Here is a 15,831-nt window from a genome sequence, read left to right as displayed (position 1 = left end):
GGCCAGCGACGCCGGCGATCGTCCCTGGATCGACCTCGGCCTCGACATCAGCCTCGCCCGCTCCTCGCTGATCGGTGTGACCATCGGCTACACGCTGCTGCTCCACAATCGCGGCGATCGCCCGGCCCGCGACATCATGGTGCGCGGCATATTGGGCAATGCGGGTACGCAGCAGGATGCGTTGCTGCGCCATTTCTTCGGTGGCGAGACCGGCATGCCGCTGCATTCGATCGTCTCGATCGCGCCGGGCGAAATCGTGCGCATGACCAACGAACTGCGCCTGGCCCAGGACGAGATCGTGCCGGTGACGATGGGCGAACGGTCGCTACTGGTGCCGATCGCCGCCTTCGACGCCCATTATCGCTGGGGCGAGGATGAGGAAGCGCCCGAAGGCACCGGCCGCACCGGTCGCGCCTTCATCGTCGGCCAGGAACAGGATCCGCCCGCCGAGCGCCTGTCGCCCTTCCGCCTCGACCAGGGGCCGCGCCAATATCGGCGGCCGGCCGCCCGCGCTGCCGCCGAAGTGCCGCCGGCCTGAGCATTTCCCTTTCCTGTCCGGCCAGGCGCTCCTAAAGTGCCTGCCGGACAAGGCAAAAGGGGCCGCATGGACATTCTCGTTTCCACCGACTGGCTGGCCGGCGAAATCGGCAAGCGCGATCTCGTCATTCTCGACGCCAGCCTGTTTCTGCCCGGCACGCCGCGCGACCCGCGCGCTGAGTTCGACGCGGCCCATATTCCCGGCGCCGCCTTCATGGACCTGCCGAGCCTCAGCGATCCCGCCGATCCGGTGCCGGGCCAGTTGCCGCCCGACGCGCTGATGACGCAGCGCATGCAGGCACTGGGCGTCAACGCCGACAGCCGCATCGTCGTCTATGACAATAGCCCGACCCACAGCGCGGCGCGCGGCTGGTGGATGATGCGCGTCTATGGCCTGGGCGCATCGGCTGCGATCCTGGACGGCGGGCTGCCCAAATGGCTCGCCGAAGGACGGCCGGTCGAAAGCGGCACGCACGCCATCGCGCCCGGCAATACCGTCGCCCGGCTCGACCGCACACAGGTGCGTAGCAAGGCGGACATCCTCGCCAATCTCGATAGCGGCACAGCGCAACTGCTCGACGCGCGCGGCGCAGGGCGCTTCACCGGCGCCGAGGCCGAACCCCGCCCCGGCATGGCGTCGGGCCATATCCCCGGCAGCCGCAACATCCCCTCCTCCGCCTTCTTTGCCGCCGACAACAGCCTGAAGCAGGGCGAGGAACTGCGCCAGCTGCTGCTCGATGCCGGCACCGATCTCGGTCGTCCGATCATCACCACCTGCGGCAGCGGCGTGACCGCGGCGATCATCCTTGCGGCGCTCGAAACGCTCGGGAAGAATGACGTCAGCCTCTATGACGGCAGCTGGTCGGAATGGGGGTTCGATCCCGCCACGCCCAAGGCGACCGGGCCGGCCGCATGAGCGAGGACAGCAGAAGGCCGTTGACGAAGCTGGCGCAGGCCGGCCGCCGCGCCGACTGGACCGGCATGCCGGGGCAACCCGGCGCGATCGTCAGTCCGGGCGTGTGGCGCGCCTCCACCATCCTCTATGACGATGTCGCCCATCTGCGGAAGGCGGCCGGCAGCAGCACCCATGAGCGGCTCTTCTACGGGCGCAAGGGGACACCCACCAGCTGGAGCCTGGCCGATGCGCTGACCGAGATGGAGCCGGGCGCGGAGGGCACGATGCTCTTCCCCTCGGGCGTGGCGGCGATCGCCTGCGCGCTGATGGCGGTGCTGCGGCCGGGCGACCAGTTGCTGATGGTCGACAGCGCCTATGACCCGACCCGCAATTTCTGCGAACAGGTGCTGAAGCCCTTCGGCGTCGAGACGCTCTATTATGATCCGACCATCGGCGCCGGCATCGCCGAGCTGCTGACCGATCGCACCCGCGCCATCTTCCTGGAATGCCCCGGCAGCCTGACCTTCGAGGTGCAGGACGTGCCTGCGATCACTGCCATCGCGCGCGATCGCGGCATCACCACCCTGCTCGACAATACCTGGGCGACGCCGCTCTTCTTCCCGGCGCTGGCCCATGGCGTCGACATCGCGATCCTCGCCTGCACCAAATATATTGTCGGTCATAGCGATGTGATGATGGGGTCGGTCACTGCCACACCGGCGCTGTTCCCCAAGGTCCGCCAGTCCGCCTATCTGTTCGGCCAGATGACCAGCCCCGACGATGCCTGGCTTGCCAGCCGCGGCCTGCGGACCCTGGGCGTCCGCCTGGCCCAGCATCAGGCGAGCGCGCTGGAGATCGCGCAGTGGCTGAAGGACCAGCCCGACGTCGCCCGCGTGCTGCACCCCGCTCTGCCCGATTGCCCCGGCCATGAATTGTGGACGCGCGACTTCAGCGGCTCGACCGGCCTGTTCAGCTTCGTGCTGCAGGGCGGGGACGAGGCGGCCCGTGCCGCGCTGATCGACGGGCTCGCCCATTTCGGCATCGGCTATAGCTGGGGCGGGTTCGAAAGCCTGGCCCTGCCGGTCGATCCCGCCCGCTATCGCACCGCGACCCAATGGGAAGCCGAAGGGCCGGTCATCCGGCTGCAGATCGGGCTGGAGGATTCCGCCGACCTGATCGCCGATCTCGACGCCGGCCTCGCCCGCTTCCGGGCCGCACGCGGATGACGCAGCTGTCCGCATGGCTGGCCCGGCTGCCGGGCAATGCGGACATCACCCAGCCGCTGATCGCGGTCGGCATCGCGCTGCTGCTCCATGCCATGGCCTATGGCCTGGCGCGGCTGCTGGCCCCGCGCATCCGCGAGCGCCTGCCTGCCCTCAGCGAACTGGCATCCACCCATGTCCGCCCGATGCTGCGCCATGCGATCAGCGCGCCGCTGTTCGCGACGGCGCTGGCGCTGTGGCCGGCGGACAGCATCGCCCATCTGATCCTGGGCGCGGCGCTCGCCTTTGCCGTCGCCCTGTTCGCGCTGCATCTGCTGCAGGCGCTCAGCTTCCCGCGCTGGGCGATCACCCCGCTCGCCCTGCTGCTGTTCGTCATGGTGATATCGGGCAGCAGCGGCGGGATCGCGCCGGTAGGCTCGATGCTCGACGATGTCGCGCTGACGCTGGGCAAGCGGCGGATCAGCCTGCTCGACCTATTGTCGGTCGCGGCGACATTGGTTGCGCTGCTTGCCGGCATCCGCCTTGCCAACCGGCTGATCCGGCGCAGTATCCAGAAGGCGCCCGATCTCGACCCGACCCAGAAGTTGCTGGGCCAGAAGCTGGCCGGCATCGCCGTCATCATCGCCGCCTTCTTCATCGGCATCGACATATTGGGCATCGACCTCACCGCCTTCACCGTCTTTTCCGGGGCGCTGGGCCTGGCGGTCGGCTTCGGCCTGCAGAAGACGGTGGGCAATCTGATCGCCGGCATCATCCTGCTGATGGACCGGTCGATCAAGCCGGGTGACGTGATCGCGGTCGGCGACAGTTTCGGCTGGGTCAGCAAGATCGGCGTGCGCGCCGTGTCGATCATCACCCGCGACGGCAAGAAGCATCTCATCCCCAACGAAAATCTGATGACGCAGGAGGTGGAGAACTGGTCCTATTCCGACCGCAATATCCGCGTCCGCATCCCGGTGGGGATCAGCAACGACAGCGACATCGCGCTGGCCCAGCAACTGATGCTGGAAGCGGCCAAGGAAAGCCCGCGCGCGCTCAAGCATCCCGAGCCCAAGGTATGGCTGACCGCGCTCGGCCAATATCGGCTGGAGCATGAGATCCGCGTCTGGATCAACGATCCGGAAAATGGCGTGGGCGGGGTGACATCCGACGTGCTGATGCGGGTGCTGGACAAGTTCAAGGCACAGGGCATCATCGTCCCCTATCCGCGCCAGATCATCGAATTGCGGCAACCGCAGGACAGACATGATCTAGCAATGAATAAGCCCGACATTTCGAACCATTCCCCGTCCTGAGCGACCGCAACAGCCCGCGAATATCCGATAAATCACGCTTTATCATGTAGATACGCCAGACATCCGGCGGACGCAGCCGCGCACCTTGTTGCGTCGTAGCAACAATAAAAGACGTAAAAGACATGAAACAGCAATAATATCTTGTGCGCCGCAGCGCGCGCAGGCATGGCCAGAAGCGTTGAGGCAAGCTGGCCCACTTCCCTTGGGGGAAGCATAGAGGCAGGCGCCTGGACGCAGGCGGGACGATCGCAGAACCATCAAGGGGATTATCATGCGTAAGTCCATTCTCGGCCTCTCGGCCTTCGCTCTTGTTGCGCTGTCGGCACCTGCCATGGCCCAGGATGAGCCCGCTCCCGCGGTGACCGTCACCGGCAATGCCGCCGTCGTGAGCGACTATCGCTTCCGCGGCATTTCGCAGACCAACAAGAAGTTCGCGCTGCAGGGCGGCATCACCGTCACCCATGAATCGGGCTTCTATGTCTCGACCTGGGGCAGCTCGATCGACGAATATGTGGCCAATGGCTCGGACCAGGAACTGGATCTGATCGGCGGCTATTCGACCACGGTCGGCGGCGCGACGATCGACGTCGGCGTCCTCTATTATTACTATCCGGGCAATGCCGGCGCCAACACCGACTTCGTCGAGCCCTATGCCTCGATCAAGGGCACGTTCGGCCCCGCCACCGCCAAGCTGACCGCCAACTACGCCCCCAAGGCGAAGGCGCTGACCGTCGGCAATGGCAAGGAAGATAATCTCTACCTCGCCGGCGACGTCTCGGCCTCGATCCCCAACACCCCGCTGGGCGTGTCGGCGCATCTGGGCCACAGCTTCGGTCCGAGCTACCTGACCATCGGCAAGGAATATACCGACTGGAATATCGGCGCGACCTACACCTGGGGTCACCTGACCTTCGGCGTATCCTATGTCGATACCGACAAGTCGCTCTATTCGTCGGCAGGCCACAATATCAGCAAGGCCGGCGTGGTCGGTTCGCTCACCGCCTCCTTCTGATCCGCCTTCCCTTCGGGGATGAACAGGGCCGCGCTCTCCAGGGGGGATCGCGGCCCTTTTCTATATGCGGTGTTTACGGGTCGCCTTGGCCCGCGCCGCTGCCTATAAGGCGCCGATGCCTCCGATCGCCCTCCTGCTGCTCTTCGTCGTCACGATCGCGCTGATGGAGGGTTTTGCCTATGTGATGCACCGCTGGGTGATGCATGGGCCGGGCTGGTTCCTCCACGCCAGCCACCACCGCCCCCGCACCGGCTTCTTCGAGGCCAATGACCTTTATTTCGTGATCTTCGCCATGCCCTCCATCCTGCTGCTGCTGGGCGGGGTGCAATGGGGCTGGGGCAATTGGGCGACGGCCGTTGGCGCCGGCGTCGCCGCCTATGGCGCCATCTATCTCGGCTTCCACGACATCATCGTCCACCAGCGGGTGCGCCACCGCTATATCGCCCGCTCGCGCTATATGAAGCGGATCGTCCAGGCGCATCGGCTGCACCATGCGGTCGAGACCAAGGACGGCACGGTCAGCTTCGGCTTCCTGGTCGCGCCCCACCCCGCGGACCTGAAACGCGAACTGGCGCGGCGCGGCCGGGCCGGCGTGCGCGCGGCCAGGGATTGGCAGCCCGGCACGCGGGACTAGATCCGCGCGATATGGGTGGGGCGCGGCCATCCCACCTACGTCATGCTGAACTTGTTTCAGCATCTATCAAGCCTAACAAGCCATTGGTCTATTGGAAAAATGGACCCTGAAACAATTTCAGGGTGACGATGATGGGATGGGCCGCTTCTGGTCGCTTCTAGACCATCTTCCCCTGCAAGGAGGAATTTGCGACCGACTTCAGTCGTCAGTTGTCAAAGCCGAAGATCGTCATTGCGAGCGTAGCGAAGCAATGACGGGAAACAGTCGTCAGCCGCCCTTTCCTATTCGGTCATTCTCTGCTCCACCCTTGTCCATGGACGAGAGTGCCCGCCAATCCATGCGCGACATCCCGCCAATGGCTGGCCGGCGCCTGACTGGCGCACCCTTGTCGCGTCACTGTCGCTTCGGGCGCGCGTCAGCGACGCGTCGCGTTCTGCCCGGCTGTCGCGTTGCAGGCGCGCCACCGGCGCGCGGCAGGCGCATATCTGGTGCAAATAGGGTGAATCACCCCGATAACGATGTGAACTTCGGCGGATATGAAACTGTCGCGTCGCGAACCGGACTGGGCAGGCCCCTAGCCGCGCAGCGCGCAGGGGACGATGCTGGACGGATCGGGGCGGGCGGTGCTGCGGCGGAAGCGGGCCATATAGCCACCGGCGGTCGGCTTGGCGATCATCTCCTCCAGCCGGAAGCCCATTGCAGCCAGTTCGCAGGTGAGCAGGCGCCGGGGCGTGCCATGCTGGTCGGTCGGCCGATCGGCATCGACCACGATCAGTTCGCCATCGGCCTTGAGCGCCGGACTGAGATGCCACAGGAAGGCATAGGGCTCGGCGATCTCATGATACATATGGACCATGAAGATGCGGTCGAAGCTGTTTTCGGGCAGCTTGGGATCTTCCGGCGCGCCCAGCTTCACGCTGACATTCGTCCAGTCCTCGCGAGTAATGCGGCGGCTGAGCGCATCTATGACCTCGGGCAATATATCCTCGGCCAGCACCCGGCCCTTGGCGCCAACGCGCTTGGCCAGGCGCACGGTATAATAGCCCTCGCCAGCACCAATGTCGGCAATGGTCATGCCCGGCCGGATGCCGGCCCGGTCCATGATGTCCTCGGCCTCATTGACCCGGTCGCGCGCTTCCTCGCTCGACCAGCGGGTCGACACGATCGGCGCCACCGGCCGGTCGGCGCGGGGGAAGGCCGCGGCGCCGGCCGCGCGTTCCGACTGGTTGCCGCCCGACCACTGGCCACAGGCAGCCAGCAGGAGCGACGCCCCCAATGCGGCCACCTGCCGGTGGATCATTAATCCACATCCTCCACGTCGACCTTCTCGCCCGTGACCTTCTGCGACAGGGCAGCGGCCATGAACGGATCGAGCGCGCCATCGAGCACATCGTCCGGGGCGGTCGAGGTGACGCCGGTGCGCAGATCCTTCACCAGCTGATAGGGCTGGAGCACATAGGAACGGATCTGGTGGCCCCAGCCAATCTCGGTCTTGGCGGCATAGTCGGTCGACGCGGCTTCCTCGCGCTTGCGCAGTTCCGCCTCATACAGGCGGGCCTTCAGCATGTTCATCGCGGTGGCGCGGTTCTTGTGCTGCGAGCGGTCATTCTGCGACGCGACGATGATGCCCGAGGGGACGTGGGTGATACGGACCGCGGAGTCGGTGGTGTTGACGTGCTGGCCGCCCGCACCCGAGGCGCGATAGGTGTCGATCTTGAGGTCGGATTCCTTGACCTCGATATCGATATTGTCGTCGATCACCGGATAGACCCAGACCGACGAGAAGCTGGTGTGGCGGCGCGCGGCGCTGTCATAGGGGCTGATGCGGACCAGGCGGTGGACGCCGCTTTCGGTCTTGGCATAGCCATAGGCATTCTCGCCCTTGATCAGGAAGGTGGCCGACTTGATGCCGGCGGTTTCGCCCGCCTGATAATCGACCAGTTCCACCTTATAGCCGCGCCGTTCGGCCCAGCGGCGATACATGCGCGACAGGATTTCGGCCCAGTCCTGGCTTTCGGTGCCGCCGGCGCCGGCGTGGATTTCCAGATAGGTGTCGCTGGCATCGGCTTCGCCCGCCAGCAGCGCCTTGATCTTGTCCTCGTCGGCACGCTCGGCCAGCGCCTTCAGCGCGGCGATGGCTTCGGAGACCATATCCTCATCGCCTTCGGCCTCGGCCATTTCGATCAGTTCGGCATTGTCGGTCTTTTCAGCCTCGATCGCGCGGGTGGCGCCGATCGCGCTGTCGAGACGGGTACGCTCGCGCATCACCTCCTGCGCCAGCTTGGCATTGTCCCAGAGGGTCGGATCCTCGACGCGGGCATTCAGCTCGTCCAGCCGGCGCAGCGCACGGTCCCAGTCGAGGAAGCGGCGCAGCAGGTCCAGCGCGGCGTCGATACGGTCGATATATTGCTGCGCTTCGGCGCGCATGGGAGGTCTCCAGAATCTCGTGGCGTCCAGCGTCAGCTACCCGAACGCATCAAACGCCTGCCCCTATCCCAGGCCGGGCTTTTTGGGAAGATCAATCCGCCTGAGGGCCGGCGCGGCAAAGGTCCGAAATCTGGGGGACATAATCGCATCTTAGCCCGATGGCGCAGACCGCCCCGCGCGAGGGCGGCGCATCAAGGGGGAAAACCTTTTTCCATGAAAGGCGATCCCATGAACCCGACCCCGCCCATGCCGACAACGCACAGCCCGGCCACCCTCTATATCCTGCTCGACGCCGTGCGTTGCTGGGCAGCGGCGCGACGCCGACATCGGCCGGCAATGGCCCAGTTGCACCTGCGGCTGCGACGCTATGGCTGCGAACAGCTATCGCCTGCGCTCGACAGCCTGTTGCGCCTGGGCGAACAGGTGACCGGCCATGGGCTGCGCACCGGCCGGGGCGCGCGCCTGAGCGAAGACGAGAATCTGCTGATCGACCTGTTGCAGGCGCGCTGGAGCGGCCCCGTTCCCTATGCCTGCAGCGACGCGATCGCCTGCGCCTTCTGCTATGCGGTGCGATCAACCCAGATCCTGCTGGCGCAGGCGCTGGAGGGCCGGCGCGGCGCCGCCAGCCTGTCGATCCGCGACGCCAATCCGCGCCACTGCTGAGGGAAAGAGGGCGGGCGCCGACGCGCCCGTCCTTCAATAGATGCCGCCCTGGTCCTGCAGGAAGTCGGCATCGTTGCGCTGGCGGGTGCGGACCGCGTCGGCCTTGGCCGCGACCTTGGCCTGCGCCTCCGCCTCTTCCTTGCGGATGGTGCGGCGCGGTTCGGATTCGGGCTTGAACGCTTCCCAGATGACGGCGGGCTTGGGCTCATCGGTCGGCCAGGCGCCATAGACGCGCTTGCCCGAACGGCGGTCGATCGCGACCATGCGAATGCCGGCCGGGGCGATGAACGGCGTCTTGGGCATGGTCTCCAGGATCGGGGCCATCGCCTCCTTCCAGATCGGCGCGGCGATGCGGCCGCCCTGTGCCCAGCCGCCAAGACTCCGCGGCTGGTCGTAACCGATATAGACGCCGGCGACGAGGTCGGGCGAGCCGCCGACGAACCAGACATTGGTCGGGCCGTTGGTGGTGCCGGTCTTGCCGAACAGCGGGCGCTTGAGGTCCGCCAGCACGGTCGCGGTGCCGCGCTGGATCACGCCCTCGGTAATATGGACGACCTGATAGGCGGTCATCGGGTTCATCACCTGACGCCCCTCGAACCCGAAGCGCGGCATCGGCTTGCCGTCCCAATTGGCCATGTTGCAATTGTCACAGGGATGCCAGCGTTCCGGCCAGATCACCTTGCCGCGCCGATCCTGCACATAGTCCATCAGCTTGGGCGCGAACTGCCGGCCCTGATTGGCGAGCGTGGCATAGGCGTTGACCATGCGCTCCACGGTCGTCTCGCCTGCGCCGAGCGCGAAGGACAGATAGGGCTGATAGTCGCCGATGCCCATATTCTTGATGGTGCGCACCACGCGGTCCATGCCGGTCTGGCTGGCGGCGCGCACGGTCATCAGGTTGCGCGATTGCTCGACGCCCCAGCGCATCGTCTGCGGACCGGCACTGCCGCCCGAGAAGTTGCGGAAGCATTTCTGGCCAAGGCCGGCGCCCTGATAGACGCACAGCGGACCGTCGACGATGATCGAGGCCGGGGTCATGCCATTGTCGAGCGCGGCGGCATAGACGAAGGGCTTGATCGTCGAGCCGGGCTGGCGCTGGGCCTGGGTAGCGCGGTTGTAGGAGGAAAGGCGATAGTCGAAGCCGCCCTGCATCGCACGGACGCGGCCCGAATGCACTTCCTCCACCACCATGCCGCCCGACACTTCGGGAATATTGCGCAGCGCCCAGCTGGCGCCGTCGCGGGCGACAAGGATCAGGTCGCCCGGCTTCATCGCCGAGATGGCAGGGCCGCCGGTGCGGCGATAGGGCAGCTGCGCAAGGCTGGCGGGCAGCGTACCGGTGGTGCCGTCGGCAAAGCCGATCTGCGCGCCACTGCTGTCGCGGCTGATGACGGCGGCGACGCGCCAGCCGGCATAATCGACGCTGATGAAGCTGGCGGCGAGTTCGCGTTCCCAGCCCTTGTCGGGGTCGATATGACCGACCGGGCCGGACCAGCCGCGGCCGGCACCAAAGCGCAATAGGCCGTTGCGCAGCGCGGTCTGGGTATGGTCCTGCGCGACGGGATCATAGGGGCTGCGCACCCACAGGCCGCCGGCATAGACGCTGTTGGGGCCATCCTCCGCCTTTTCGCCGAACTGCTGGATCAGGCGACGGCGCACCTCCTCCATATAATAGCCGCCGGCATTGGCGTCGAAGCTGGAGCCATGGGCGGCAACGGTGCCGAGCGGCAGGGCGATGGCGGCGTCGCGCTGGGCCGCGCTGATCCAGCCATTCTTCTCCATCTCGCCCAGCGCCCAGTTGCGACGGTCGATCGCGCGGGCATGGCCGGTGGTGCTTTCCGGGCGATAATTGGCCGGCCCCTTGGGCAGGATCGCCAGATAGGCCATTTCATGCAGCTGGAGATCGGCGACATCCTTGTCGAAATAGGCGCGCGCCGCCGCCTGCACGCCATAGGCGTTCCGGCCGAGAAAAATCTGGTTGAGATAGAGTTCGAGGATCTGCTGCTTGGTCAGGACATTTTCCATGCGCCAGGCGAGGATCATCTCCTTCACCTTGCGCGTGGGCGAATATTCGTCGCCGATCAGAAGATTCTTCGCCACCTGCTGGGTGATGGTGGAGCCGCCACGGGCGCGCTGGCCCGAGCCGAGCTTGCTGGCATAGTCGAACACGGCGCCGGCAAAACCGGGAATGTCGACGCCATGATGTTCGAAGAAAGTCTTGTCCTCCGCCGCCAGATAGGCGTGGATCAGCTGCTGGGGATAATCGCTATATTGCAGCTGGACCCGGCGCTCGCGCGCATAGCTGTGGACCGGCTGGCCATTGATGTCGCGCACCATGGTCGGCAGCGGCGGCTCATATTCCAGCAGCGTCGCCGCGTCGGGCAGGCCGCGCGCGGAGATCAGCCAGAAGAGGAAGATGGCGAGCAGGAGGCCGCCCAGCAGGATCGCGGCCCAGCGGAACAGGCGACGCTGCCACAGCGGCTTCAACCGGTCGGCAATGCCCCCGGCGCCACGGCGCAGGCGATAGGCGAAGGACGATGCGGGCGGATTGGAACGGGCCTCTTCCATGGTGGAAGAGGCTCTAGAGCCTGATCGCCTGAGATGGAAGCGCTTTGCGTTTCCATCGATGGCGTGAATCAGGCTCTACATCCTGACTCCCGGTCAAAAGTCCTTCAATACCAGCACCGATGCGCGGATAGGCGCGTCAGCCACCCGACCGGCCGCTGCCCATGGCGAGCTTGCGGGCGAAATGGACGTCGATGGCGCGGGCGACGCCGCGCGCGATCGCCTGCTGCCCCTCGTGCGAGGAGAGGAAAAGAGCATCATCCGCATTGCTGATATAGCCGGTCTCGAACAGGACCGAGGGCGTGTCCGGGGCCTTCAGCACCATCAGCGAGGCGAAGCGGTGATAGGCGCTGCGGAACGGCACATAGGGTGCCGCCTCGCGCTGCAGCAGCCGCGCGAAATTGGCCGAGATGTTCATCGATTCCCGCTGCGTCAGATCGATGAGGATCGAGGAGACATCGCCCGACTGATTGCCGAGATTGACGCCGTTGAGCACGTCGGCCTTGTTCTCGCGCGCGGCGAGGCGGGCGGCTTCGCGGTCCGATGCGGTTTCGGAGAGGGTATAGACGGTCGCGCCATGGGCATCGGCATTTTCCGCCGAATCGGCATGGACCGAGATGAAGAGATCGGCACCCAGCTTGCGGGCGATGCCATAGCGCTCCTGCAGCACGAGGAAACGGTCATCGTCGCGGGTCAGCGCCACGCGCACCCGGCCGGACTTGACCAGCTGGTCCCGGATCGCCTGCGCGATCGCCAGCGTCACATCCTTTTCGCGCTTGCCATTATCCTTGTTGATGGCGCCCGGATCATGACCGCCATGGCCGGCATCAATCACCACCAGCGGGCGCGATCCGTCGCGCACGCCCTCGATCGCGGGCAGATCGACGCCGCGTGCGACCGGCGGAATCGGCACGGTGATCGAATGAATACGCTTTTGCGGCCGGGCGCTCATATTGGCGGGCGCGTCGAAGCGCAGCCGCCCCTGCCCCACGGCGGTGCGGAACCGGCCGTCGGTCACATTCTGAAGCGAGAAGCTGAGCGACTTGCCGTCAGCCGCGATCTGCGGATCGCCCAGCGTCGCCGGCGTCGTCAGGTCGAGCACGATGCGCGCCATGGTGTCGCTGAGCTGGCCCTGGCGAATGCCACTGACAGCTGCATTGGAACCGGCATAGCGGCTGGCACCGGCCTGCGCACCGGCGACATCCAGCGCGATGCGGCGCGGCCCGTCGAGCAGGAAGGCGGACGCGCCCTCCACCCGATCGTCGAACCGAACGGTGACGCGGTCGCCCTGCACATCCACGGCCGCGATGCCGCCGGCGTCGCCGGGGGTCGCGGCCAGCATCGTTGTTGCCAGCGCAATTATGTTGAGCATGCGCCGCTTGTGCAACGCGCGCCCATCGGCCGTCCAGCCCATTTTCATGACGTCTATCCGTCCAGCGTCCCCACGCTGAATTTCGGATTAAGCATCGGCTGTTGTGACGGGGTAAAATGAAACGGTTAATATCGGTTTCAGCATGAATCGCCGACCGACCGATCAAGGTCATCATAAAGACATAATCTTTTCAGGGACCGTTGCCCCCCGCGCCCATGACTGCTACCCCTTCACATTCCGGGAGGACCGACCATATCAATAAGGTCCTTTGCGGATCTTGATTATTTGCATCGGCGCGCGCCTGTCGCTCGAGCCGATGCGCAACAGGTTGACGCTGCATGAGGCATGACTTTCCTTCCACGCTGGCCCCGATACCGGGTGCTGTGGCGTGGATGGTCCGGCCCGGCGCACTGTCCGGCCCTGCCGACGCAGCAGACACGCAATTCTTCCTTCAAACCTGGACGATGCCGCCTCGCGCGCCGAACCCGGCGCGCGCACGGCCGTCCCATCACTATCGCGTGGCGGCCCGGCCCAGTGCCTGCGGCCGCCATCGCCGGAGACACATAAATGACAATGCGTATGCTGATCGATGCGCGCCACCGGGAAGAAACCCGGGTCGCGGTCGTCAAGGGAAACCGGATCGAGGAATTTGACTTCGAATCCGCTGAGCACAAGCAGCTCAAGGGCAATATCTATCTCGCCAAGGTCACCCGCGTAGAGCCTTCGCTCCAGGCGGCCTTCGTCGATTATGGTGGCAATCGCCACGGCTTCCTCGCTTTCAGCGAAATCCATCCCGACTATTACCAGATTCCGCGCGAAGACCGCGAGGCGTTGCTGCGCGAGGAACGCGCGCATGCCGAGGAAGAGGCCGCGCTGCGCGCCGATTATGACGAGGATGAAGACGCCGCCGGCGACGATGGCGTCGAGGTCGTGGAAGCGACCCATCATGACGATGAGGAAGGCGCCCACGAAGCCGAAGCCAGCGAAGGCGAAAGCAATGAAGGCGGCCGCCCCAATCGGCGCAAGCGCGAAAAGGGCGACGACGCGGCCGACGAGCTGCGCCGCAAGCGCATGGCGCTGCGCCGTCGCTACAAGATCCAGGACGTCATCAAGCGCCGCCAGGTGCTGCTGGTGCAGGTCGTCAAGGAAGAGCGCGGCAACAAGGGGGCTGCGCTGACCACCTATTTGTCGCTCGCCGGTCGCTATTGCGTGCTGATGCCCAACACCAGCCATGGTGGCGGCATTTCGCGCAAGATCAGCAATGCGGCCGATCGCAAGCGGCTGAAGTCGATCATCGCCGAAATGGCGCTGCCCTCGTCGATGGGCTGCATCGTGCGCACCGCCGGCCTGCAGCGCACCAAGCCCGAGATCAAGCGCGACTTCGACTATCTCGCCCGGCTGTGGGACGAGATTCGCGAGAAGACGCTGCGCGCCGCCGCGCCCGAACTGATCCATAACGACAGCGACCTCATCAAGCGGGCGATCCGCGATATCTACAACAAGGATATCGAGGAAGTGATCGTCGAGGGCGAGCATGGCTACAAGGCCGCCAAGGACTTCATGAAGCTGCTGATGCCGAGCCATGCCCGGCGCGTGAAGCAATATGCCGACGCGGTGTCGCTGTTCCAGCGCGCCAGCGTCGAGGACCAGCTGGCGGCAATGTACAACCCCGTCGTGCAGCTGAAGTCCGGCGGCTATCTGGTGATCAACCCGACCGAAGCTCTGGTGTCGATCGACATCAACTCGGGCCGGTCGACCCGCGAACATGGCATCGAGCAGACCGCGGTCGCCACCAATCTGGAAGCCGCGCGTGAAATCGCCCGCCAGCTGCGCCTGCGCGACATGGCGGGCCTGGTCGTCATCGACTTCATCGACATGGAGATGAACTCCAACATCCGTAAGGTCGAGAAGGCGATGAAGGAGGCGCTGAAGGACGATCGCGCCCGCATCCAGGTCGGCCGCATTTCGGGCTTTGGCCTGATGGAAATGAGCCGCCAGCGCCTGCGCACCGGCGTGCTGGAAGCATCGACCCGCCAGTGTCCGCATTGCGAAGGCACGGGCCTGGTCCGCACCGCATCGTCGGCAGGCCTTGGCGCGCTGCGCATGCTGGAGGAAGAGGCCGCCCGCGGTCGCGGCAGCGTCATCACCCTGCGCGCCAGCCAGGAAGCCGCCTTCTACGTCCTCAACAACAAGCGCAGCGAGCTGGACGAAATCGAACAGCGCTATGGCGTGCGCATCGTCGTTCTGCCCGATGGCGAGATCGAGGGCGCCCGCATGTCGGTCGAACCCAGCGGTCCGCGCCCCGAACGCGTCGTCACCTATGCCCCGCTCGCGGAGGAAGAGGATGACCTCGACGTGATCGAGGACGAGGAAGAAGAGGAAGAGATCGAGGAAGAAGCCGCCCCCGTACGCCAGGAGCGTGACGAGCGCGGTGACCGGGGCGAGGAACGCGAAGGCGGACGCCGTCGTCGCCGTCGTCGCCGTCGTCGCGGTGGCCAGCGCGATGATGCGTCGGGCGAAACCGGCGAAGACAATGGCGCCGAAGACGGTGAGGAAGCCGAGGAATCGGCCGAAATCGAGACCGATGCCGAAGCTGTTGCCGCCGAGCCGGCCGCCGAAGGCGAGGATGAAGGTGGCAGCCGCCGTCGTGGTCGCCGCGGTCGCCGTGGTGGTCGCCGCCGTCGCGAAGGTGGCGAAGCGGGCGCCGAAGCCGGTGAGACCGCTGGCGAGGACAGCGTCGAAACGGTGATCGAAGCCGAAGCGGCCGCGCCTGCCGAGGACGCTCCGGTTGCCGAAGCGGCGCCGGAAGAAGCCCCGGCCGAGGAAGCACCCAAGACGCGCCGTCGCCCCCGTGCCCGCAAGGCAAAGGACGCGGCCGCCGAGCCGGCTGCCGTCGACGCGACCGAAGCCCCGGCCGAAGTCGTTGCCGAAGCGCCCGCCGCCGAACCGGTCGTCGAGGAAGTGGCCGAAAAGCCCAAGCCCAAGCGCACCCGCAAGAAGAAGGCGGATGTCGAGGCCGAAGCCGCTGCGGCAGCCGAAACGCCCGCCGTCGAAGCGGTTGCCGAGGAAGCGGCCGAAAAGCCCAAGCCCAAGCGCACCCGCAAGAAGAAGGTCGAACCGGTCGCCGAGGAAGCCGCCGTCGAGGCCGCGCCGGCCGTGACCGAAGTCGCTGCCGCCCCCGCCGAGGCACCGGCCGCCGTTGCACCGG

Annotated in this window: 11 protein-coding genes and 1 pseudogene; 8 read left to right on the top strand and 4 right to left on the bottom strand. The window is 65.9% G+C overall.

The features are described 5' to 3' along the window. From CG471_RS24860 to CG471_RS24835, 6 genes and pseudogenes are all read left to right on the top strand, one after another. Positions 1-538, top strand: a pseudogene (locus CG471_RS24860) (hypothetical protein); the annotation flags it as partial. A gap of 66 nt (positions 539-604) precedes the next feature. Continuing rightward, the gene (gene sseA / locus CG471_RS24855) at positions 605-1,453 is read left to right on the top strand and encodes a 3-mercaptopyruvate sulfurtransferase (protein WP_099234113.1); all 849 of its coding nucleotides are present in this window, start codon (positions 605-607) and stop codon (positions 1,451-1,453) included. Continuing rightward, complete coding sequence (gene metC, locus CG471_RS24850; protein ID WP_099234112.1) at positions 1,450-2,658, top strand: cystathionine beta-lyase; 1,209 nt, start codon at positions 1,450-1,452, stop codon at positions 2,656-2,658. Before sseA ends, metC begins: the two co-directional genes overlap by 4 nt. After that, positions 2,655-3,950, top strand: coding sequence for a mechanosensitive ion channel family protein (locus tag CG471_RS24845; protein WP_099234111.1), 1,296 nt, complete (start codon positions 2,655-2,657; stop codon positions 3,948-3,950). Before metC ends, CG471_RS24845 begins: the two co-directional genes overlap by 4 nt. Before the next feature lie 271 nt (positions 3,951-4,221). Then, a complete protein-coding gene (locus CG471_RS24840; RefSeq protein ID WP_010336908.1) occupies positions 4,222-4,962 on the top strand; it encodes a TorF family putative porin in 741 nt (246 codons plus the stop codon). Between the two features lie 115 nt (positions 4,963-5,077). Continuing rightward, positions 5,078-5,596, top strand: a complete 519-nt coding sequence (locus CG471_RS24835; protein WP_099234114.1) for a sterol desaturase family protein — start codon at positions 5,078-5,080, stop codon at positions 5,594-5,596. Positions 5,597-6,170: 574 nt separating this feature from the next. On the opposite strand, the gene CG471_RS24830 is transcribed toward CG471_RS24835, so the two are convergent. Together CG471_RS24830 and prfB are read right to left on the bottom strand one after the other, a co-directional pair. Further along, positions 6,171-6,896, bottom strand: coding sequence for a class I SAM-dependent methyltransferase (locus tag CG471_RS24830; protein WP_099234110.1), 726 nt, complete (start codon positions 6,894-6,896; stop codon positions 6,171-6,173). After that, positions 6,896-8,023: a peptide chain release factor 2 gene (prfB, locus tag CG471_RS24825; protein ID WP_004210053.1), complete on the bottom strand. Its 1,128-nt coding sequence runs from the start codon at positions 8,021-8,023 to the stop codon at positions 6,896-6,898. Before prfB ends, CG471_RS24830 begins: the two co-directional genes overlap by 1 nt. A gap of 228 nt (positions 8,024-8,251) precedes the next feature. Here prfB and CG471_RS24820 point away from each other — a divergent pair, with 228 nt between their 5' ends. Then, positions 8,252-8,686 (top strand): hypothetical protein, encoded by a 435-nt coding sequence (locus CG471_RS24820; RefSeq protein WP_099234109.1) that lies wholly within the window; start codon positions 8,252-8,254, stop codon positions 8,684-8,686. A gap of 33 nt (positions 8,687-8,719) precedes the next feature. On the opposite strand, the gene CG471_RS24815 is transcribed toward CG471_RS24820, so the two are convergent. Together CG471_RS24815 and CG471_RS24810 are read right to left on the bottom strand one after the other, a co-directional pair. After that, positions 8,720-11,254, bottom strand: coding sequence for a penicillin-binding protein 1A (locus CG471_RS24815; protein ID WP_099234108.1), 2,535 nt, complete (start codon positions 11,252-11,254; stop codon positions 8,720-8,722). Between the two features lie 136 nt (positions 11,255-11,390). Beyond that, positions 11,391-12,671, bottom strand: a complete 1,281-nt coding sequence (locus tag CG471_RS24810) for an N-acetylmuramoyl-L-alanine amidase (RefSeq protein ID WP_099234107.1) — start codon at positions 12,669-12,671, stop codon at positions 11,391-11,393. 519 nt (positions 12,672-13,190) lie between these two features. On the opposite strand from CG471_RS24810, the gene CG471_RS24805 reads away from it, so the two are divergent. Then, a partial coding sequence (locus CG471_RS24805; protein ID WP_257211683.1) for a ribonuclease E/G occupies positions 13,191-15,831 on the top strand: 2,641 nt, incomplete at its 3' end.

Source organism: Sphingobium sp. IP1 (genome assembly GCF_002708645.1).
Classification (GTDB): Bacteria; Pseudomonadota; Alphaproteobacteria; order Sphingomonadales; family Sphingomonadaceae; genus Sphingobium; species Sphingobium yanoikuyae.
Note: the sequence above shows the minus strand (reverse complement) of the source record. Positions and strands in the feature narration are given on the sequence as shown.